Source organism: Streptomyces sp. P3 (assembly GCF_003032475.1).
Lineage (GTDB): Bacteria > Actinomycetota > Actinomycetes > Streptomycetales > Streptomycetaceae > Streptomyces.
Window position 1 is genome coordinate 7,535,430 of sequence record NZ_CP028369.1, and the last position, 19,074, is coordinate 7,554,503.

Here is a 19,074-nt window from a genome sequence, read left to right on the forward strand (position 1 = left end):
GGACGACACACCTGGCGAGAAATCTTATGCCCTCCCCGACGATCCGTCCGGTCCCGGGAAGAGTTCTCAGTCACGCAAGTTGCCTGTGCTCCCGGACACAAGCAGGTCTTTCGGCCGGCCCGCATCATGCAAGCAGTACCCGAGGCCCCTCCCGCGGCGTTCGCGCAGGACGAGCACGAACGTCTGTCCGACTTCCGCGATCCAGGCGAGGCGTCCTCCGGCAGCCACGCAGCGGCTCGGATGCTCCCCGACCGCCCTCTCCCCAAGGACCGATCATGACGACATTGCTCCCATCTCCTCTCTCTGACGACCGGGAATCCGTTGACGGCGTACTCGGCGCCGTCCGTGCGTATCTGCCCGAGATCGCCGCACGGGCCGCTGAGGCCGAAGCGGCCCGGGCCATTCCCGCCGGGATCGTCGACGATCTGCGCGAGGCCGGTGTGTTCCGGATGAGCCTGCCCGCAGCATGGGGCGGCGAGCAGCTCGACCTGCTGCGGAGCGCACGGGTGATCCGGGAGATCTCGCAGGCCGACGGGTCGGTCGGCTGGACGGTTCAGGCCGCCTCGATGGCCTGGTTCTTCGTACGGTCGCTGCCGCGGGAGACGCTGGAGGAAGAGGTGTTCGGCGACGGCGCCGATCTACTGCTCCGCGGTGCGATAGCACCGAAGGGCAGGGCGACCCCTGTGGCGGGCGGCTACCGGCTTACCGGGCGCTGGCCCCTGGCCAGTGGCTCGTTCACCCCGGACTGGTTGCTGGCAGGCTTCGTGGTCGAGGGTGCGCCCCCACTGCCCGGCGGCCGACCGGACATGCGGGTCGCGCTGCTCCGTCCCGAGCAGGCCACGTTCCTCGACACCTGGGACGCGGTAGGCCTGCGGGCCACGCAGAGCACGGACTTCACGATGGACGACGTCTTCGTTCCCGAGCGTTTCACGGGCCCGCTGGTGGGTGACAACAACATCCCCGCGCCCTTCTACGATCTGCCGTACACCGCCACCGGCGCCTCACACGACGCAGTCATCGTCGGCTGTCTGGACGGTGCGCTCGGCGACCTCGCGGAACTGGCCGTCACCAAGCGGCCGGCTTTCGACCCGAGGACGGTCATCGGCGAGGACCCGGTGTTCCAGGAGAAGTTCGCCGAACTGCATCTGCGCACCGCCGCACTGTGGGCACTGCTGGAGCACACCGGCCGCGCGGTCATGGTCCGAGCCCTCGCGGGAGACGAGCCCACCCCGGCCGAGTGGTTCGGTTACACCGGCGGCCACCAGCACATCCACCACGAGGGCAGCCGCATCATCAACGAGATCATGACGCTGTCGGGCAGCTCCGGGCTCTACAGCTCGAACCCCGTACAGCGGCGCTGGCGCGATGTCCGCTGCGTCTCCCAGCACGTGGCCGGCAACAACGGTTCGCTGCGGCGGCTGGGGGCGGTCCTCTCGGGTCGTCAGGAGGGCGTCCGATGAGTCCGCTCGTGACGACGCCGACGGACCCCGCGGTGCTGCGCAGGGCGTTCGGCTGCTTCCCGTCCGGGGTGACAGCTCTGTGCGCGCTCGATGCGGGTACGCCGGTGGGCATGGCTGCCAGTACGTTCACACCGGTGTCTCTCCAACCGCCTCTGGTGTCGGTCTGTGTACAGGACACCTCGTCGACCTGGCCGAAGCTGCGCAGACAGGACCGGCTGGGTCTGAGCGTCCTGGCCGAGGGACAGGATCTCGTCTGCCGCTCGCTGGCCGGCCGGGGCGGGGACCGGTTCGCGGACGTCGGCTGGGAGAGCGGCGAGGACGGCAGCGTGTACATCCACGGGGCCAACCTCTGGCTGGACTGCTCAGTCCATGCCGAGCTCCCCGGCGGTGACCACAGGATCGTTCTGCTGGAGATCCACGGGCTGAGTGCCGATCACGACCGGGAGCCGCTGGTTTTCCACGGCAGCCGGTTCCGGCGCCTGGCCGCCTGACAAGCCGAACACCGCCTCGGCGCGCATGCAGCGGCATACTCAGCCGTCCGCATGGTGCACAGTCACTTCCACCTGCGACTTCGTAGACCGTCTTCCCGTTGCTGCCGGGGAATTCGCCGGGGTGGTCGGGGTCTTCCAGGGGCTGGACGTCCACGTGGGCGTAACTTCTGGCCGTCTGGCCGCTGGAGGGACCCTTCCGTCGAACTGCCGGAGGGCTCCGACACGCACCGGATCGAGTGCCCCGTCCCCACGGCCCGTGTGACGGGGAACCGGGCGGGGCTGTTCAGGTGGTCGACGAGATGCCACTCGCACCAGACGCCGATCGCCCGGCCCTTGCGGGCCACTCCTGCGGACGCCAGAACACAGTTCACGTACGAACGCCGCTTGTCCTCGCCCGTGAAGGGCTCACCCCGACACCGGAGCACCAGCGGCCACGGCCCGTGCGCGCCCATCGGTCTTTCGGCCGATGCCCCCGGCGATCGCCTTCGTTTCCCGGCCGTTCGGCCGAGGCGGGGCGGTCGGGTGGGGAAGCAGAGTCCCTGTCATGCCTACCGCGCTCAAGGCCGCCCTCGCGGCCGGACTGGTCGTCAGCCTGTGCATTCCCACCGCCCGGGCGACAACAGCCGAACCCGACCGTTCCCCGGCCTCCGCCCTCGATCGTTACTACGACCAGCGCCCCGCCTGGCACGGCTGCGGCGCCGAGTACCCCGCCGCCCTACGGTGCGCGACCATCAAGGTGCCCCTCGACTACAAGCGGCCCGCCGGACCCACGCTGCGCCTGGAGATCTCCCGGCTGCGCACGAGCGTGCCCGGCAAGCGGCACGGGGTGCTGCTGTCCAACCCGGGAGGGCCGGGGGCCGGGGGCCTGGGGATTTCCGCGACGGACAAGGAGTCGGGCATGCCCAAGAGTGTCCGGGACCGGTACGACCTCGTGGGCTTCGATCCGCGCGGTACGGGCGCCAGCAGCCCCCTGAACTGCGGACTCAGCAGCAACGAGCTGACCTGGCCACGCGTGTACCGGCCGGCGTCCTTCCGAAAGGACACCGCTCTCGCCCGCAGCTTCGCCGCGAAGTGCGTCGCCCGGGACCGCGCCCGGCTGCCGCATCTGACGACCCGTAACACCGCGCGGGACATGGACGTCATCCGCGGCGTCCTGGGTGAGAAGCGGATCTCGTACTACGGCCTGTCCTACGGCACCTATCTCGGCGCCGTCTACACCCAGCTCTTCCCGGCCCGCAGCGACCGCATCGTCATCGACAGCTCGGTGGACCCCAACCGCTTCGGCCGGGGCACCTACCAGGCCATGGCCGAGGGCGTCGAGCCCGCGTTCCGGGACTGGACCCGCCTGGTCGCCCGTCGGGACCGCACGTACCACCTCGGTGGCACTCCCGCGAAGGTCCGCGCCGCCTTCTTCAGGCTGATCGCCCGCGCCGACCGCACGCCGCTCAAGTACAACGGCAGCGACCCCGATTACGCAGACCGGTCCGTCACCGGCGCCGACATCCGCGACTCGCTGCGGAGCATGTTCTTCTACGACCCCTATCAGGCCGCCCGCGACGTCGTCAGCCTCCGCAAGGCCCGGACCGCCCGCCCGGACCCGCAGCCGTCCGACGGCCCCGCGGACCCCTTCGACGCCGGCGTCAACGCGCTCCACTGGGCGGTCATGTGCGCCGACAACTCCGCCTCCTGGCCCCACGACCCGGCACGCTACCGACGCGACGCCCTCCGCGACGGTGCCCGTAACCCCCTCTACGGCGACTTCACCTCCAACATCACCCCCTGCGCCTTCTGGCCGCGCGGCGCCGAACCGGCCACGCGCGTCAACAACACAGTGGGCGCGCTCGTCCTGCAGAACCAGTGGGATTCCCAGACACCGGCGGCGAGCGGCCGGTCCATGCACCGCGCTCTGCGCGGCTCACGCCTCGTCATGGTCCAGGGCGGACGCGATCACGGCGTGTACGGCATCCCCGGCACCCCCGCCTGCGCCAACAACGCGGTCAACACCTACCTGATCACGGGCCGCCTGCCCAGCGCCGACATCACCTGCCGTGCTTAGGGGTGCCGAACGGCGCGGTCCTGTGTGTTGCCCAGGTGCCGCCACAGGCTTGAGCCATCTGCGGGCCACTTCAGTGCCGTTCAACAGTGGGTGTCCCCGCCCTGCTCCCGCCCCGGCAGGAACTCCTGCGCCTTCGCCTTCAGGCCCTGCCGGAGCACCGCGCCCCGGTCGGCGTCGCCCGCGAGCAGCGACGCGGCCGTGGCCTCCAGCCGTTCCCAGGTGGTGTGCGGCGGGAGCGGCGGCACGGCCGGGTCGGTGAGGAACTCCACGAGTACGGGCCCGTCCGCCTCCAGGGCCGTCCGCCAGGCCGCCGCCACGTCCTCGGGCCGCTCCACGCGCACCGCGGTCAGCCCCAGCGAGCGGGCGAACTGCGCGTACGGCACGTCCGGCAGCTGCTGCGAGGGCAGGAAGGACGGAGCGCCCTCCGTCGCGCGCAACTCCCAGGTGCCCTGATTGAGGTCGCGGTTGTTCCAGACCGCGACGACGAGCCGCGGATCTTGCCACCGGTCGCGGTACCTGGCCGCCGTGATCAGCTCCGCAAGCCCGTTCATCTGCATGGCGCCGTCCCCGACCAGGGCGATCGCGGGCCGGTCCGGGTGGGCGAACTTCGCACCGATGGCGTACGGCACCGCGCAACCCATCGTCGCGAGCGTGCCGGAGAGGGACGCGCGCATGCCCGGCCGCAGGCTGAGGCAGCGGGCGTACCAGGTCGTCACCGAGCCCGAGTCGCAGGTGACCATCGCGTCCGGCGGCAGCAACGGGTCCAGGGCCCGGGCCACGTACTCCGGGTTGATCGGATCGGCCGACAGGCCTGCCCGGCGCTCGGACACCTCGTCCCAGCGCCGGACGTTCGCGCAGACCGTGTCGGACCACTCCCGGCCGCGTTCCGCGCCCCGGATCATCGGGATCAACCGACGCAGGGTCTCCTTCGCGTCGCCGACCAGGTTCACCTCGTAGCGGTGACGCATCCCGGCCGTCCGTGGATCGACGTCGATCCGCACGCCGCGCGCCCTGCCGCATTCCGGCAGGTACTGCGCGTACGGGAAGGACGAGCCGACCGCGAGCAGTGTGTCGCAGTCGCGCATCAGCTCGTAGGAGGGGCGGGTGCCCAACGGGCCGATCGCCCCCGTCACGTAGGGGAGTTCGTCGCTCAGGACGTCCTTGCCGAGCAGCGCCTTCGCCACGCCCGCGCCGAGCAGCTCGGCGATGCGCTCCACCTCCGCGCCGGCCCCGGCGGCACCCTGGCCGACCAGGATCGCCACCTTGTCACCGGAGTTGAGGATCTGCGCCGCCTGCCGCAAGGACTCTTCCGACGGGACGTCCGGCGGCACGTCCGCCCGGACGTTTGACGCGAAGGCCGAGGTGCCATCGCGCTCAGGGCCGGGAACCCGGGTCGTGAACTCGTCCTCGGGGGCCGCGTATACGAGATCCTGGATCTTGGCGGGGATGACGACCACGGTCGGGCAGCGGCGGGCGTACGCCGTGCGGATCGCCCGGTCCAGGACGTCCGGCAGCTGTTCGGGGGCGGTCACCGTCGCCATGAACTCCGAGGCGACGTCCGCGAACAGTGCGTGCAGGTCCACCTCCCGTCGGCACCCGCGGCTCACCGCCGTCGCGTCCGTCGAAACGTCCGCCGATCCTTCCGCCGTCCCTTCCGCCGTCCCTTCCGCCGTCCCGTCCGTCAGCAGGTCCGTCGTGCCGACGATCGCCAGGACCGGGACGTGGTCGAGCTTCGCGTCGTACAGACCGTTCAGGAGATGAACCGCGCCCGACGCCGAGGCCGCCGCACAGACGCCCAGCCGGCCGCTGAACTTGGCGTAGCCGACCGCCTGGAGCGCGGATGTCTCCTCGTGCCGCGCCTGCACGAACCGCGGTTCGTCCCCGGCCCGCCCCCACGCCGCGAGCAGGCCGCGAAGCCCGCTGCCGGGGTACCCGAAGACATGCTCGACTCCCCATGCGCGCAGGCGTCGCAGGAGGTGGTCGGAGACGTGGTCGGAGACTCTGACGCTCATGGAAGGGGCCTCCCGGGGCCGGGGAACCACGCCCTTCGGACGTGGAGGTGAGGGCGAGGGCGGGGGGTGGACAGAACAGCGGGCGTGGGCGTGGGCATGGGCGTGTGTATGGGCATGGGCGGCGATGTCGGCGTGGCTCGTGCAGGGGTGTGACGTGGGACGGGTGACCCGGACTCCGGCGGGAAAACCTGGACGGTGTTTGGGGGCGGGTGTCGGGGGCAGGCGCAGCTCCAGTGCTTCGGACCGGAGGCACCTCCGTGGGAACGCCGCGCCGCGCGGCCCCCGGCAGGCCCGGCCGGGCTGTCGTCGCCTTCCCCGGTGACCCGGCCGCATTCGAGCACTTCCAAGGGAGTTGCTGCACCCCATGCCGAACCGAACGAACGCCAAGCGCCACCCGCACGACGACGCCCCCGACACCGCCGACGCCTTCCGTGAACTTGCCGCCCTGCCCGCAGGGCCCCGGCGCGACGCCCTGCGGGCCCGGATCGTCGAGGCCTGGCTGCCCATGGCCGACCGCATCGCCGGACGGTTCCGCAACCGCGGCGAGAACCAGGAGGACCTGCGCCAGGTCGCCGCTCTCGGCCTGGTCAAGGCCGTCGACCGTTACGACCCCGCGCGCGGCAACGCCTTCGAGAGCTACGCCGTGCCCACCGTCACCGGCGAGATCAAGCGACACTTCCGCGACCACATGTGGACCCTGCACGTGCCGCGCCGGGTCCAGGACCTGCGCAACCGGGTGCGCATCGCCGGCCAGGAGCTGTCCCAGACCGTCTCCGGACGCCGTCCCACCGTCGCCGAGATCGCCGAGCGCGCGCAGCTCAGCGAGGAGGACGTCCGCACCGGTCTGGAGGCGCTCGAGAGCTTCTCCGCGCTGTCCCTGGACGCGGAACTGCCCGGCAGCGAGGACGGGTACTCCCTGAGTGACGCGCTGGGCGCGGTGGACCCGGCGCTGGCCACCGTCGTCGACCGGGAGGCGGTCAGACCCCGGCTGGCCGCCCTGCCCGAGCGGGAGCGGGCGATCCTCTACATGAGGTTCTTCGGGGACATGACGCAGAGCCGGATCGCGGAGCAGTTGGGCATCTCGCAGATGCACGTCTCCCGCCTCATCAGCCGGTGCTGCGACCGGTTGCGGGAACAGGTGCTGCAGGAATCGCTGCAGTAACCGCTGTGGAGATCGAGTCGTAGTAGATGCGGTAACCGAAGCAGCACTCGCTGCGGTAGCCGTTGCAGAGAGTGCTGCAGTGGCCGCCGGAGAAGCGGCTGGAGAAACCGCTGTAGAAGCGGCTGTAGAAACCGCTGTAGAAACCGCTGTAGAGACCGATGCAGCATCCGTTGCGGTAACCGTTGTAGAGATCCGATGCGGTAGCCGATTCGGCAACTGCTGTAGAACTGACGCGGTAGCCCACCCGGTAGTCGTTGTAGAGACCGATGCGGTAAACGACCGCGGTATCCGCTGTGGACGCCGATGCGGTAACAGCTGCGGTATCCGCTGGGGGGCCATTGCGGTAATCGCCGGAGCAACCGCGCCGAAACCGTTGTAGAAGCCTGTGCGGAACCGCCCCGGAGCGGCGGCCCGCTCCGGGGCCGACGGGGTCACCCGCTTGGGGGCCGCCGTCCCGCCAATGGCGTCCGGCCGCGCGCGGCCGGAGATGCCTCGGGCTGTGATGGCAGTGGGGCGGGAACGCCCCGCCCCGCTGTCCCCGGCCGAAGGAGCCGTCCCATGGGTCGCACCGCCCACTTCCTCTCCGCCCTCGCCGTGGCCGGTGCCGTGCTGGTCGCCGCCGGACCTGCCGCGGCGGCCGACCCGTCGGCGGAGGTCAGCCCCGGCAGCGTCGCCCCGGGCGGCAGCGTCACCGTGTCCGTCTCCTGCGGCGCTCTCGGCGTCGCCGCGCCCGAGAGCCTCGAGGCCACCTCGCAGGCCTTCGCCGGCGGAGCCGTCGAACTGACCAAGGTCCCCGGCGGCGACGCGCAGGCGGACGCCGCGTACCGGGGCACCGCCTTCGTCGCCCCCGCCGCGGATCTCGAGGTGAGCCCCGACGCGGTCGGACCGGACGCCGCCTGGACCGTCGACGGGACCTGTCCGGCCGCGCCCGGAGGACCGGGGAAGCCATGGAGCGCGACCCTGGACGTCGCGCGCGCCCCGGCACCGTCGTGCGGACCGGCCGGCGGAGCGGCGTGCCCCACCGCCCGGCCCTGTCCGCAGCCCCTGACCACCGCGCAGCCGCACTCCGCAGGCTGCCGTACCGCACCGCCCTGTGACCGGCCCGGAACGCAGTCCCGCGGCGCCGCGTCCCCCGCCGCCTGCCCGCCCGCGCCCGTCGACCACGGAGTGCGGGCCGGCGCGGGCGGCACCTTCACCGACTCCGTTCCCGCGCTCGCCGTCGGCGGTCTGCTGATCGCCGGTGCTCTCGGTGCCGCCGTGCACCGGCTGCTCCGCCGCGGCCCCTCCGGCGACGCCTGACGTCGCCGGAAGGCCTGTGGGCACGCGCTGTGACCGGCGCGACGCGGGACGCCGGTCATGACGCGCGGCCGCACCGGGTACTCAGAACCCCGGGGGCACGAACCGCCCCGCACGAGCGCCCCGTCCCGTGCGAGCGCCGGGCCCCGTACGGGACGTCACGCACCACCCGGCCCACGACGGCGTCCGGTGGCCGCGGGCGGCACGGCGCCCGGTGGCCGCGGCGGCACCGGACGGCAGACACGCACCAGACGCAGCACCAGACGCAGCATCAGACGCGGCATCAGACGCGGCACCAGGTATGGACTGCACGGAGGGCCACATGCGGCGGACGGAACCGGAGGACCACGGCCCCGTCCGCTACGGCCCGCCGCTCCCCCCGGACGGCCTGCCCGTGCTGCCCGAACTCGCCTCGGTGCTCGCCGGGGCCGCCGGCCGCCCCGACGGCGAGCCGGTCGGCGGCGGCCGCGCCCTCCTCGACGCCGCCCGGGGCTACTGGGCCCGGCGCGGCGGCCCCGCAGAACCGGGACGGGTCGTCGCCGGGCCCGGAGCTCCCGCCCTGCTGCTCGCGCTGACCGCCGCCCTAGGCGGCGACGTCCTGGTCCCGCGGCCCTGCGCGGCCTGGTGGGGGCCGTACGCCCGGCTGCTGGGCAGGCCCGTGTTCCACGTCGCGACGCCCGCGGAGTGCGGCGGCGTCCCGGACCCGTACGCCCTGCTGGAAACCGTGCGCCGGGTGCGTGCCGAGGGCGGTGACCCGCGCCTGCTGGTGCTGTCGGTCGCCGACGACCCGACCGCCACGGTGGCACCGCCCGAAGTGCTGCACGAGGCCGTGGAGGCCGCCGCGGGGGAGGGCCTGCACCTGGTCAGTGACGAGACCTGGCGCGACACCCTGCACACCCCGCAGGACACCGTGCTGGTCAGCCCCGCGGAGATGCTGCCCGGGGAGGTCACCGTCGTCAGCGACCTGGCCGGAGCCCTGCTGCCCGTCGGCTGGCCGGCGGCCGTCGCCCGGTTCCCCGCCTCGGCCGCCGGTGACGCCCTGCACGCGCGCGTGCTCGACGTGCTGACGGCCCTCGACGCCCTGGTGGCCACGCCGGTCGCCGCCGCGGCCGCGTACGCCCTGACCGAGCCCGAGCCGGTCACCGCGCGCACGGCCGCCGCCGTCCGCCTGCACGCGCACGTGGCGCGGGAGATGCACGCCGCCGTGGTCGCCGCGGGCGGCCTGGCCCTGCCGCCCCGGGCCGGCCGGCACCTCTACGCCGACCTCGGCCCGCTGCGCGACGCGCTGTCCGCCCACGGCGTCGGCGACGCACAGGAACTGGAGGACTTCCTCTCCGCCCGGCTCGGCATGCCCGCGCCGGGCGGACACCGCTTCGGGGACGACCTCAGCGCCCTGCACGTCCGGTTCTCCACCGGCATGCTGCTCAATGGCGCGGACGCCCGGCGCACGGAACGCCTCACCTCGCCCACACCGTGGGAACTGCCCCACGTGCAACGTGCGTTGACGCTCATGAGGTCGGTCTTCGACGATCTCCGTGACGAAGCTCAGCGATGGGAGCCTCCTCGATGACGCAGCAGTCCGAGTCGACCGCCACCAGCACGGTGACCGGCGGGGCCGTCGCCGCCGTGCCGTCCCTGTCCCCCCTCGCGCCGGCGCCCGCCGTCCCGCCGCTCGCCGAACCCCGGCCGCCGGGCGAGCGCCGGGTGTGGCCGCGGACCTTCCACGACCGGCTCACCTCGCCGCTGCCCGGCCTCAAGGCCATCGCCCGGTTCGCCCGCGAAGGCTCCGTGCGCCCCGGCAAGGAGGGCCTCGCCGACATTCCCCGACTGCCCTTCGCGCCCGCCCCGCTGCCCCGCGTGGACGCCCGCACCCTCGCCGTCAGCTGGGCGGGGCACGCCAGCTGGGTGGTGAGCATCGGCGGCCTGACCGTGCTGACCGACCCGGTGTGGTCCCGCCGCATCCTCGGCACCCCGGCCCGGATCACCCCCGTGGGCGTCCCCTGGGCCGCGCTGCCGCGCGTCGACGCCGTCGTCATCAGCCACAACCACTACGACCACCTGGACGCCCCCACGCTGCGCCGCCTCCCGCGCGACACCCCGGTGTTCGTGCCGGCCGGGCTCGGGCGGTGGTTCCTGCGCCGCCGGTTCACCCGGGTCACCGAGCTGGACTGGTGGGAGGCGGCCGAACTGTCCGGCGTGCGCTTCGACTTCGTGCCCTCGCACCACTGGTCCAAGCGCAGCCTCACCGACACCTGTCACTCCCTCTGGGGCGGCTGGGTGCTCACCGCCCCGGACGGCCGGCGCGTCTACTTCGCCGGGGACACCGGCTACGGCCACTGGTTCTCCCGTATCGGCCGACGTCACCCCGGCATCGACCTGGCACTGCTGCCGATCGGCGCCTACGACCCCCGCTGGTGGCTCAGCGACGTGCACTGCGACCCGGAGGAGGCGGTCCGCGCCGCCCTCGACCTCGGCGCACGGCGCATGGCGCCCATGCACTGGGGCACCTTCGTGCTCTCCGCCGAGCCCGTCCTCGAGCCCCTCACGCGCGTGCGTGCCGCCTGGCAGCAGACGGGCCTGGATCGCGACGACCTGTGGGACCTGCCGGTGGGAGGCTCGCGGGTACTGGACTAGTTGTATTGACCACACGCGTTCCGCAAGCGTTGTCGACAGAGGGCGGTGAAGAGGTGGTCGAGGTCAGCGGCGCGTCGTGGAACGGGGGGATGCAAGCCGCCCCGCCGACGGACCCGTCGCCTGGACCGGCCACGACGATCTCGCCGAGGCCGCCGCGGCGACCCTTACCGAGGAGGGCCGCTTCGAGGGGCCCACCCCACCGCTCACCGGTCCGGCGGCGCTCGACTTCGACGCCGTCGCCGAGACGGCGGCCCAGGTCACCGGGCGGCACGGTGCCCCCGCCCCGATCGCCGACCTGATGCTGAGCATCTTCGCGGCGGCGCGCAATGGTGAGTTCACCGCCGACGACCCGACCCTGGCCGGATTGATCGGTCGAGAGCCCGCCACCTTCCGCATGCTGCTGGAGCACACCTGGGCCGAATAGCCCCGGTGGGGGCGCACACCCGCCGCCATGTGCGCCGTCCTCGGCCTCAGTAGCCGGTGCGCCCGCCTGCTCGACCGGGTGCAGAGTCGGATCGACGGCATCTCGCCGCGGCCAAGAAGAGCGTGGGCCCGCAAGGACGCACAGGCGAACGCACCATCATCGTCTCCTGAAACACACATCCCCGATGACACACGCGTCCCTGACGCCCGAGGCCTTCGCTCCGGACGTCAGGGACCCGCTCATTCGCACCGCCGCTGGACCGGGGCTCTCAGGCCGTCCGGGTCCCCCTGATGCGGCGCCACAGGCTCGGGGCCGCGCCGATCAGCACGGTCAGGGCGATCGCGGCGACCACGCCCTCCCACGGCTCGGGGAACAGCGAGCCGCCGAGAATGCCGATCAGCTGGTACGTCACCGCCCAGGCGAGACAGGCCGGGAGGTTGCCGCGCGAGAAACGGCGCAGCGGCCACTTCGCCATCAGGCAGGCCAGCATCACCGGGATGCGTCCCGCCGGCACCAGCCGGGACAGCACCAGCACCGCCGTGCCGTGGTCGGCGAGTTTCCCCTGCGCCTGCGCCAGCCGATCCTCGGGCGCCCGCGAGCGGATCGCCTCCAGCCAGCGCGAGCCGTTCTTCGACCCCATCCCGCGCCGCCCCAGCCAGTACAGGGCCGCGTCTCCGCAGAACGCGGCCAGCGACGCCGTCACGAACACCAGGAGCAGGGAGAACGGCGCCTTCTGGTGGAACGCGACCACGGCCGCCGTACTCACCAGCGCACCCGTCGGCACCACCGGCACCAGCGCCCCGATCAGCACCAGCAGGAACAGCGACGGATAGCCGAGCGCCTGTTGCGTGGCCTCGGTCGGTATGACCGTCGTGACCGCGGTGGCCGCGAGAGTCACCGTGCCTCCTCCAGGCGCACGCTCTCCCCGTGCCCGAGCCGGTGCACGGCCACGCCCGGCGCACGCTCCGCCGCGAGCCGCACGAACTCCTCGCCGGGCGCGTGGAACTCGTGCGGCCGCACCGCGTCCATGCCGATCGGCCAGTACGTGCCGTAGTGCACCGGCACCGCGCTGCGCGGTCCCAGCCGGGCCAGCGCCTCGGCCGCCCGCCCCGCGTCCAGGTGCCCCTCGCCCAGATGCGGGCCCCAGCCGCCCACCGGCAGCAGCGCCACGTCGACCGGCCCGACCTCCTCGGCCATGTCCTCGAACAGGCCGGTGTCCCCGGCGAAGTACGTCCGTGCCGCGCCCTCGACGACGTACCCGAGCGCGGGGGAGGAGCGTCGGCCGACCGGCAGCCGCCGTCCGTCGTGCCGCGCGGGCACCGCCCGTATCCGGACCCCGCCCACGGTCGTCTCGTCGCCCGGCTCCATCTCGCTCAGCCGCAGATGCCGCAGCCGCTTCAGCCCGGGCACGGCGCGCGGCGCGCCCCGGGGCACCAGCAGGCGCGTGCCCGGCGCGAGGCGCGCCAGCGACGGCACATGCAGATGGTCGGCGTGCAGGTGCGAGACGAGCGCGACGTCGGCGTTCCAGGCCCCGGGCGGGGGCAGGGCGCCCCGACGGCGGCGCAGATGTGCGAGCCGGCGCACGAACAAGGGGTCGGTGAGCACACGCACGTCCGAATCCTCGACCGTGCAGGTCGCGTGACCCCACCACGTGATCTCCACCGGCACCTCTTTGCCTCCTTCGCGCGACTCCCCGAAGCCTACGGGCAGGAGTAGGGTCGGCGACTGAACCCGGAGGTGAGGGGGGACGCCATGGGACCGCTGCGGGTCATGCGGGTCACCGCGATCGCGAGTCTGACGCCGCTCGAGGAACTGGACGCCGATCCCTTCCTGGTGGACTCCCGCAGCCAGCACGCGATGTGCGCGCGGTGGGCCGCGGAGCGCGGACACGTCGTCAGCCGGGAACTGCTGGTGCGCGGACTGCGCGCGGACCACAGCGTGCTGTGGGACGGGGTGGTGCCCGGCGTCGACCTGTTCGTCGCGCCGAGCCGCCGGGTGCTGGAGAGCGCGCTGTCGTCCGTCGACGAGTTCACCGCCGAGTGCGTGCGGCGCGGGGTGCGCGTGGAGACGGTCGGCAGCGCCGAGCCCGCTTACGACGCACAGATGAAGGCCCGGGTGCACCGCAGGCTGTCCATGCCGACGGCGGGCTACGACGGACGGTAGGCGCGCGGTGGCCTGTGGTCCGGCCCAGGCCGCAGGGCGGCTGCGGGGCTCGTCGATGCCGGTGAGCGGGGGATCCGCACGCCGGCCCCGATCCCCGGGGTGACCCCCGCCGCGGTATGGCAGGGTGGAGGACGGCTCCCACGGGCGTCGGGGCCGGAACGCGAGGTGTACGGGGCGTGCGTGGGGTGCGATGGCGGCGGGCCGTCAGTCAGGCCGGGCGGAGCGTCACGGTGTGGGCCGTCTCCACCCTGACGATGCTCGTGCTGGCGGGGATCCTGCCGGACTTCCGGCTGCAGTCGCCCGACGGCGACAGCGCCACCACCATCGCCGTGACCGCCGCCGTCGGCGCGGGCGTCTTCGGCGTGCTGTCCGCCCTCGCCTGGCCGCTGCTGGTCCGCCTCCTGCTGCTCGTGCCGGCCCTCGTCCTCGGCCTGCTGGTGTTCTTCCTCAACGGCTCGCTGCTGCTCCTCGCCCTGCGGCTGAACCCCTCCGGGCAGAGCGAGGCGGCCCCCGAGACCGCCGTCATCGTCGCCGCCGTGATGTCCGCCGTCGCCTCCGCGACGGGCGCGGCGCTGGCCGTGCGCGACGACGACGCCTACCGCCGCCGCCTGTACCGCCTCGCCGACCGCCGGCGCAGAGGCGGCCCCGCCTGCCCCGCCACTCACGGCACCGTCTTCCTCCAGCTCGACGGTGTGGGCCACGACGTGCTGGTCGCGGCCGTGCGCAAGGGGCTGATGCCGACCGTCGCGCGGTGGCTGGGCGGCGCGCCGGCCGAAGGCAGCGCCGGCGCACCGGGGAGCGCGCCGCGGGCCACGCACCGCCTCACCCGCTGGCGCACCGACTGGTCCAGTCAGACAGGCGCCAGCCAGCTCGGCATCCTGCACGGCAGCAACCACGACGTGCCCGCCTTCCGCTGGTACGAGAAGGACACCGGGGAGGTGATGGTCTGCAACCGTCCGACCAGCGCCGCCGAACTCCAGCGCCGCGCGGTCGAACGCACCGGTGACGGCGGGCTGCTGTCCGCCGACGGCGCAAGCCGCGGCAACCTGTTCAGCGGCGGCGCCGACGAACAGGCGCTCGTGCTGTCCATAGCCACCCGCCGGCGCAGCCGGGAGACCCGCTCCCGGGCCGGCTACTTCGCCTACTTCAGCGACCCGGCCAACGCCGTCCGTACCGCGCTGTCGTTCGTCGCCGAGGTCGTCCGTGAGGTCGCGCAGTCCACCCGCGCCAGGCTGCGCGGCGACCGCCCACGCGTCGGCCGCGGGGGCCTCTACCCCTTCGTCCGCGCCTTCGCGACCGTCGTCGAACGGGACGTCGTGGTGGCCGCGGTGATGGGCGACATGCTCGCCGGGCGCAGCGCCGTCTACGCCGACCTGGTGGCGTACGACGAGGTCGCGCACCACTCCGGACCGCTCGGCCGGGACACCGAGCAGGTCCTCGGCCGGCTCGACCGGGCGCTCGCGCTGATCGAGACCGTCGCCGAGCACGCCCCCCGCCCCTACCGGATCGTCGTCCTCTCCGACCACGGCCAGAGTCCCGGCGAAACGTTTCAGGCCCGTTACGGCCTCACCCTGGGCGACCTGGTGCGGGCCGGCTGCGGACTGCCGGTGCCGCGCAGGGCGCAACGCACCCACAGCGGCGCCGAGGCCCGCGCGGCCGTCCGCGCCGCGCTGCGCCGTCCCGTCGAGGAGACGGCCGGCGGCCGAGAGCCGTCCGGCCGCCGCCCGGAGCCGGTCGTGCTGGCCTCCGGCAACCTCGGCCTGATCTCCTTCCCGGACGTCGCGCACCGGATGAGCAAGGAGGAGATCGACGCCCGTCACCCCGCGCTGCTGTCCACCCTCGCGAACCATCCCGGCGTCGGCTTCCTGCTGGTGCGCAGCGAGGAGCACGGCGCGGTCGTCCTCGGCGCGTACGGCGCGCAGATCCCTCTCGACCGGCTCGACGAAGACCCCGGCCCGCTGGCCGCGTTCGGGCCCGGCGCGGCCGACGCCGTGCGCCGCACCCACACCTTCCCGCACACCGCCGACATCATGGTCAACTCCTGCCACGACCCGGCCGACGGCGAGGTCCTCGCCTTCGAGGAGCAGATCGGCTCGCACGGCGGCCTCGGCGGCGCCCAGGCCCGGCCGTTCCTGCTGTCCCCGCTGGCCCTGTCCGCGCCGGCCGGGCACGGCGAGGAACTCGTCGGCGCGGAGCACGTGCACCGCGTGCTGCGCCGCTGGCTGCGCGAGTCCGACGGCCCCCAGGTCCCGCTGGAGACGGCACACGAGCGGCCCGCCCGGGAGGAACGCGCCGCCTGAGAGCGAAGACGCCCGACCGGCCCGCCGCTTCGACGAGTTCGTGCCGTGCCCGCAGCAGGTGCGACGTCCTGCGGGTGCGGCGCGAGCACGCCTGCGCGGCCGCCCCCGGGCCCGACGGCCGCCGTTCACGGCACGAGCACCGGTGTTGTCGGTGCGCTCGGGCGGAGTGTGATCGGATGGGGGTGACGCAATCCCGTTTACCGGGATCCCCATGCGAAAGGAAGAACCGTGGCCACCACGCGCTCCGCACACACCGTCTGGGAAGGCAATCTGATCGAGGGCAACGGGGTCGTGACCTTCGACTCCTCCGGCGCCATCGACCAGCAGCCCGTGACGTGGGCCGCCCGTACCCAGGAGGCGAACGGCAAGACCAGCCCCGAGGAGCTCATCGCGGCAGCCCACTCCAGCTGCTTCTCCATGGCCTTCTCGCACGCCCTGGCCGGTGCGGGCACGCCGCCCGCCAAGCTCGTCACCTCGGCCGACGTGACCTTCCAGCCGGGCGAGGGCATCACCGGCATCCACCTGACCGTGGAGGGCACGGTGCCCGGCCTCGACGAGGACGGCTTCCTCGCCGCCGCCGAGCAGGCCAAGGTCAACTGCCCGGTCAGCCAGGCCCTGAAGGCCGTTCCGATCACGCTGTCGGCCAAGCTCGCCTGACCGGCCGCCCTCGCCGGGCACGCCGGGCCGCCCCCGACGGACGGTCCGCGCGCCCGGCCCGGGCGGGCCGGCCCGCCTCGCGGTTCAGACGAGTCCGGTCAGACCCCTGATCGCCGACTGGGCCCACTCCTGCGCTCCCACCGCCGTTCCCGCGGCCAGACCGGTCGCCACGGGGGCCAGGGCCCCCTTGAGCGTGGTGACCGCACGGCGGACGCGGCCGGGCTCGGGGGAGCCGGAGCCGGTGATCTCCGCGATGACCTCCTCGGCCGCCGACGCTGCGTCCGCGCGGTCGCGGTCGTCGAGGCCCGCCCCGGGCAGCTGCTGGAGCAGCTCGGTCACCAGCGCCGCGAGCGCCTCGTAACCGGGTGCGACCGAGCCGTCGTTGATCTGCTGGTTCTGGGTGACCGTCCCGTTGTTCCAGGCCAACTGGAGGTTCGAGGCACCCTGGTTGAACACCGGGCCGTCGTAGTGGTTCACCTGCTGCGGGTCGTTCGCACCGTTCGCTGCGTTCGGGTCGTTCACCGGCTGGCTCCGTCCGGGTGGGTGGGGTCGGTTTGTGCGGTGGGCGGGGTGGGCGGGGTGGGAGGGGTGGGAGGGGTCGGACGCGTCAGGGTCGATCGGCGGGGTCGCCGCGGCCGGCGTCATCGGTCCGCGCGGTCTGCCCGGTCCGTTCGCTCCGGTCGTCCGGTCTGCTCTGATGTGTCTGCTGCTGGACGACGTTGGTGTTGCCCCACGCCAACTGGGCGCTGTGCACGGCCTCCACGAACACGGGGCCGTGGTAGTTGTTCACGATCGTCGGCGGCGGGGCGGGCTCGGTGATCTCCTTGACCGGCAGCGTCGTCCGCAACGAGACCAGCTGGACCCGCCCGTTGTGCTGCACCGCCGTTCCCGACGTGCCGGTGACGGAGCAGTCCACCAGTCGGCCGCCGCACTCCCCGTCGCAGCGCAGGCCCGTGGCCGCGCAGTCCTCGAAGCTGCCGCCGGTGACGTCCAGATACGCGGAGCCCGTCCCGCACAGGCCGTACGACTGCGCACCCGTCACCGTGAGGTTGCGGGCCACGAGCCGTGCCGTCCCGAACGCCAGGGCCCCACCGGTCTCCACCCCGGTGACGGTGCAGTCGTGCAGGTGCAGTTGGGCCTCCTCGCCCGCGCCGAAGCCCAGCAGCCCGCGTTCGGCCGTGGCCCCCCTGAGCGTCACCCGGGACTGGCCGACGGCGGCCACGGCGATCATGTCGAAGTCACCGAAGGACACGCCGGTGAGCTCCGCCGTGGTGCCGCCGTTGCCCTTGGCGTCCAGACCGAACGGGCAGCGCTCGACGCGGACGTCCTCGAACACGGCCTTGCTCTCGTCCCAGACCCGCAGCCCGACGCCGGTCAGGTCGCGCACCTGGCAGCCGGTGAACCTGCCTCTGGCGCGATCCGTGACGGCGATGCCCACATTGCCCCCCGAGACGCGGCAGCCGTCGACCCGCGGAGCACCGCCCCGCGTCGACAGCACCGCGACGTTGCCCGCGTCGACGACCTCGCAGTCCTCGAAGGCGCCAAGGCCCGCGTCCTGGACGTGGATGCCCGTGTCACGGCAGCCGGTGAACACACAGCCCCGCACCTGAGGGTCGGCGCCGCTCGCCACCACGATCCCGTTCTCGGCATCGAGCACCCGGGTGCCACGGACGGCGCCCCGGGACCGCTCGACGAACTCGAGCGCCGCCGCGTGCACCCCCTCGATCCGGCAGTCCTCGACGGTCAACTCCGCCTGCGCGTCGGCGATCACCGCCGTCCGCTCGGTGCCGGTGATCTCGCATCCGGTGAGGTGCGCCCAGGCGTCGCTGACGCGCACGCCGTGGATGGCGGCGCCGTCGACACGGCTGTCGCGGACCGTGACCCGGGCGCTCTCGATCACGGCGATCGCGTTGTCGGCCGCACCGGCGAACCGGCACCGCTCGACGACTCCGGTGCTGCCGGCGAAGACGGTCCGGCCGAACCGGAATCCGCTGTCCGTCAGGGTCGCGCAGGTGCCCGTCGGCACATGCACGCACACCCCGTGGTGTGCCCGCACCTCGACCCGGTCGAGGGTGAGGAATCCGGCCCGGCAGTGGACGACTCCGGCGTCGGCGTCGCGGCCGGTGAGCACGAGGCCGCGGACCACGACCGAGCCGAGGGTGGTGAGCACGGTGCCCCGCGGCCGGCCCAGTACCACGGAGCCGGGTTCGCCGGCCGCCACCAGCTCGACCTCGCCGTGGACCGTGAGCTGCTCCTCGTACCGGCCGGGCGCGATCTCGATGCGCGCGGCGCGTCCGCGTGCGGCCGCGGCCCGCAGCGCGGACTGGATGTCGGGATGCGTGCCGCGGCCTCCGCGCGCGGAGACGACGTACTTCCTGACCATGCCCGCCTCCCCCGAAGCGCCTGCGCGTGCACCAGC

The 19,074-nt window shown here is 73.4% G+C and carries 15 protein-coding genes and 1 pseudogene; 11 read left to right on the forward strand and 5 right to left on the reverse strand.

Going from position 1 to position 19,074, the window contains the following annotated elements; all coding sequences use genetic code 11:
* Positions 1 to 275 precede the first annotated feature (275 nt).
* From C6376_RS33285 to C6376_RS33295, 3 genes are all read left to right on the forward strand, one after another.
* Positions 276 to 1,460 carry an acyl-CoA dehydrogenase family protein gene (locus C6376_RS33285; protein WP_107446753.1) on the forward strand — a complete coding sequence of 395 codons (1,185 nt, stop codon included), beginning with the start codon at positions 276 to 278 and terminating at the stop codon, positions 1,458 to 1,460.
* Positions 1,457 to 1,951: a flavin reductase family protein gene (locus C6376_RS33290; RefSeq protein ID WP_107446755.1), complete on the forward strand. Its 495-nt coding sequence runs from the start codon at positions 1,457 to 1,459 to the stop codon at positions 1,949 to 1,951. The genes C6376_RS33285 and C6376_RS33290 overlap by 4 nt, the downstream gene beginning before the upstream one ends.
* Before the next feature lie 544 nt (positions 1,952 to 2,495).
* Positions 2,496 to 4,007 carry an alpha/beta hydrolase gene (locus C6376_RS33295; protein ID WP_107446756.1) on the forward strand — a complete coding sequence of 504 codons (1,512 nt, stop codon included), beginning with the start codon at positions 2,496 to 2,498 and terminating at the stop codon, positions 4,005 to 4,007.
* 80 nt (positions 4,008 to 4,087) lie between these two features.
* On the opposite strand, the gene C6376_RS33300 is transcribed toward C6376_RS33295, so the two are convergent.
* On the reverse strand, positions 4,088 to 6,019 hold the full coding sequence (locus C6376_RS33300; protein ID WP_107446758.1) for a pyruvate oxidase: 1,932 nt from the start codon (positions 6,017 to 6,019) through the stop codon (positions 4,088 to 4,090).
* A 364-nt stretch (positions 6,020 to 6,383) separates the two neighbouring features.
* Here C6376_RS33300 and C6376_RS33305 point away from each other — a divergent pair, with 364 nt between their 5' ends.
* The 5 genes and pseudogenes from C6376_RS33305 to C6376_RS33325 form a co-directional block, all read left to right on the forward strand.
* The gene (locus tag C6376_RS33305; RefSeq protein WP_107446759.1) at positions 6,384 to 7,181 is read left to right on the forward strand and encodes an RNA polymerase sigma factor SigF; all 798 of its coding nucleotides are present in this window, start codon (positions 6,384 to 6,386) and stop codon (positions 7,179 to 7,181) included.
* A 558-nt stretch (positions 7,182 to 7,739) separates the two neighbouring features.
* Complete coding sequence (locus C6376_RS33310) at positions 7,740 to 8,480, forward strand: hypothetical protein (protein ID WP_107446761.1); 741 nt, start codon at positions 7,740 to 7,742, stop codon at positions 8,478 to 8,480.
* 319 nt (positions 8,481 to 8,799) lie between these two features.
* A complete protein-coding gene (locus tag C6376_RS33315; protein WP_107446763.1) occupies positions 8,800 to 10,047 on the forward strand; it encodes an aminotransferase class I/II-fold pyridoxal phosphate-dependent enzyme in 1,248 nt (415 codons plus the stop codon).
* Positions 10,044 to 11,111, forward strand: coding sequence for an MBL fold metallo-hydrolase (locus C6376_RS33320; RefSeq protein WP_107449338.1), 1,068 nt, complete (start codon positions 10,044 to 10,046; stop codon positions 11,109 to 11,111). The genes C6376_RS33315 and C6376_RS33320 overlap by 4 nt, the downstream gene beginning before the upstream one ends.
* A gap of 85 nt (positions 11,112 to 11,196) precedes the next feature.
* Positions 11,197 to 11,535: pseudogene (locus tag C6376_RS33325) on the forward strand (SDR family NAD(P)-dependent oxidoreductase); the annotation flags it as partial.
* 268 nt (positions 11,536 to 11,803) lie between these two features.
* Here C6376_RS33325 and C6376_RS33330 read toward each other — a convergent pair.
* Together C6376_RS33330 and C6376_RS33335 are read right to left on the reverse strand one after the other, a co-directional pair.
* The gene (locus C6376_RS33330) at positions 11,804 to 12,433 is read right to left on the reverse strand and encodes a DedA family protein (RefSeq protein WP_107446765.1); all 630 of its coding nucleotides are present in this window, start codon (positions 12,431 to 12,433) and stop codon (positions 11,804 to 11,806) included.
* The gene (locus tag C6376_RS33335) at positions 12,430 to 13,203 is read right to left on the reverse strand and encodes an MBL fold metallo-hydrolase (protein WP_173985786.1); all 774 of its coding nucleotides are present in this window, start codon (positions 13,201 to 13,203) and stop codon (positions 12,430 to 12,432) included. The genes C6376_RS33330 and C6376_RS33335 overlap by 4 nt, the downstream gene beginning before the upstream one ends.
* An 84-nt stretch (positions 13,204 to 13,287) precedes the next feature.
* On the opposite strand from C6376_RS33335, the gene C6376_RS33340 reads away from it, so the two are divergent.
* From C6376_RS33340 to C6376_RS33350, 3 genes are all read left to right on the forward strand, one after another.
* Positions 13,288 to 13,698, forward strand: a complete 411-nt coding sequence (locus tag C6376_RS33340; protein ID WP_107446766.1) for a hypothetical protein — start codon at positions 13,288 to 13,290, stop codon at positions 13,696 to 13,698.
* Positions 13,699 to 13,874: 176 nt separating this feature from the next.
* Positions 13,875 to 15,998, forward strand: a complete 2,124-nt coding sequence (locus C6376_RS33345) for a phage holin family protein (protein WP_107446767.1) — start codon at positions 13,875 to 13,877, stop codon at positions 15,996 to 15,998.
* A 228-nt stretch (positions 15,999 to 16,226) separates the two neighbouring features.
* Positions 16,227 to 16,655, forward strand: coding sequence for an OsmC family protein (locus C6376_RS33350; RefSeq protein ID WP_107446769.1), 429 nt, complete (start codon positions 16,227 to 16,229; stop codon positions 16,653 to 16,655).
* An 84-nt stretch (positions 16,656 to 16,739) separates the two neighbouring features.
* On the opposite strand, the gene C6376_RS33355 is transcribed toward C6376_RS33350, so the two are convergent.
* Complete coding sequence (locus C6376_RS33355; RefSeq protein WP_107446771.1) at positions 16,740 to 17,177, reverse strand: hypothetical protein; 438 nt, start codon at positions 17,175 to 17,177, stop codon at positions 16,740 to 16,742.
* An 85-nt stretch (positions 17,178 to 17,262) separates the two neighbouring features.
* The gene (locus C6376_RS33360; protein ID WP_107446772.1) at positions 17,263 to 19,038 is read right to left on the reverse strand and encodes a right-handed parallel beta-helix repeat-containing protein; all 1,776 of its coding nucleotides are present in this window, start codon (positions 19,036 to 19,038) and stop codon (positions 17,263 to 17,265) included.
* Positions 19,039 to 19,074 lie beyond the last annotated feature (36 nt).

Coding starts and splice junctions, on each gene's coding strand:
- C6376_RS33285 (WP_107446753.1), top strand. CDS start 276: ATGACGACATTGCTCCCATCTCCTCTCTCTGACGACCGGGAATCCGTT.
- C6376_RS33290 (WP_107446755.1), top strand. CDS start 1,457: ATGAGTCCGCTCGTGACGACGCCGACGGACCCCGCGGTGCTGCGCAGG.
- C6376_RS33295 (WP_107446756.1), top strand. CDS start 2,496: ATGCCTACCGCGCTCAAGGCCGCCCTCGCGGCCGGACTGGTCGTCAGC.
- C6376_RS33300 (WP_107446758.1), bottom strand. CDS start 6,019: ATGAGCGTCAGAGTCTCCGACCACGTCTCCGACCACCTCCTGCGACGC.
- C6376_RS33305 (WP_107446759.1), top strand. CDS start 6,384: ATGCCGAACCGAACGAACGCCAAGCGCCACCCGCACGACGACGCCCCC.
- C6376_RS33310 (WP_107446761.1), top strand. CDS start 7,740: ATGGGTCGCACCGCCCACTTCCTCTCCGCCCTCGCCGTGGCCGGTGCC.
- C6376_RS33315 (WP_107446763.1), top strand. CDS start 8,800: ATGCGGCGGACGGAACCGGAGGACCACGGCCCCGTCCGCTACGGCCCG.
- C6376_RS33320 (WP_107449338.1), top strand. CDS start 10,044: ATGACGCAGCAGTCCGAGTCGACCGCCACCAGCACGGTGACCGGCGGG.
- C6376_RS33340 (WP_107446766.1), top strand. CDS start 13,288: ATGGGACCGCTGCGGGTCATGCGGGTCACCGCGATCGCGAGTCTGACG.
- C6376_RS33360 (WP_107446772.1), bottom strand. CDS start 19,038: ATGGTCAGGAAGTACGTCGTCTCCGCGCGCGGAGGCCGCGGCACGCAT.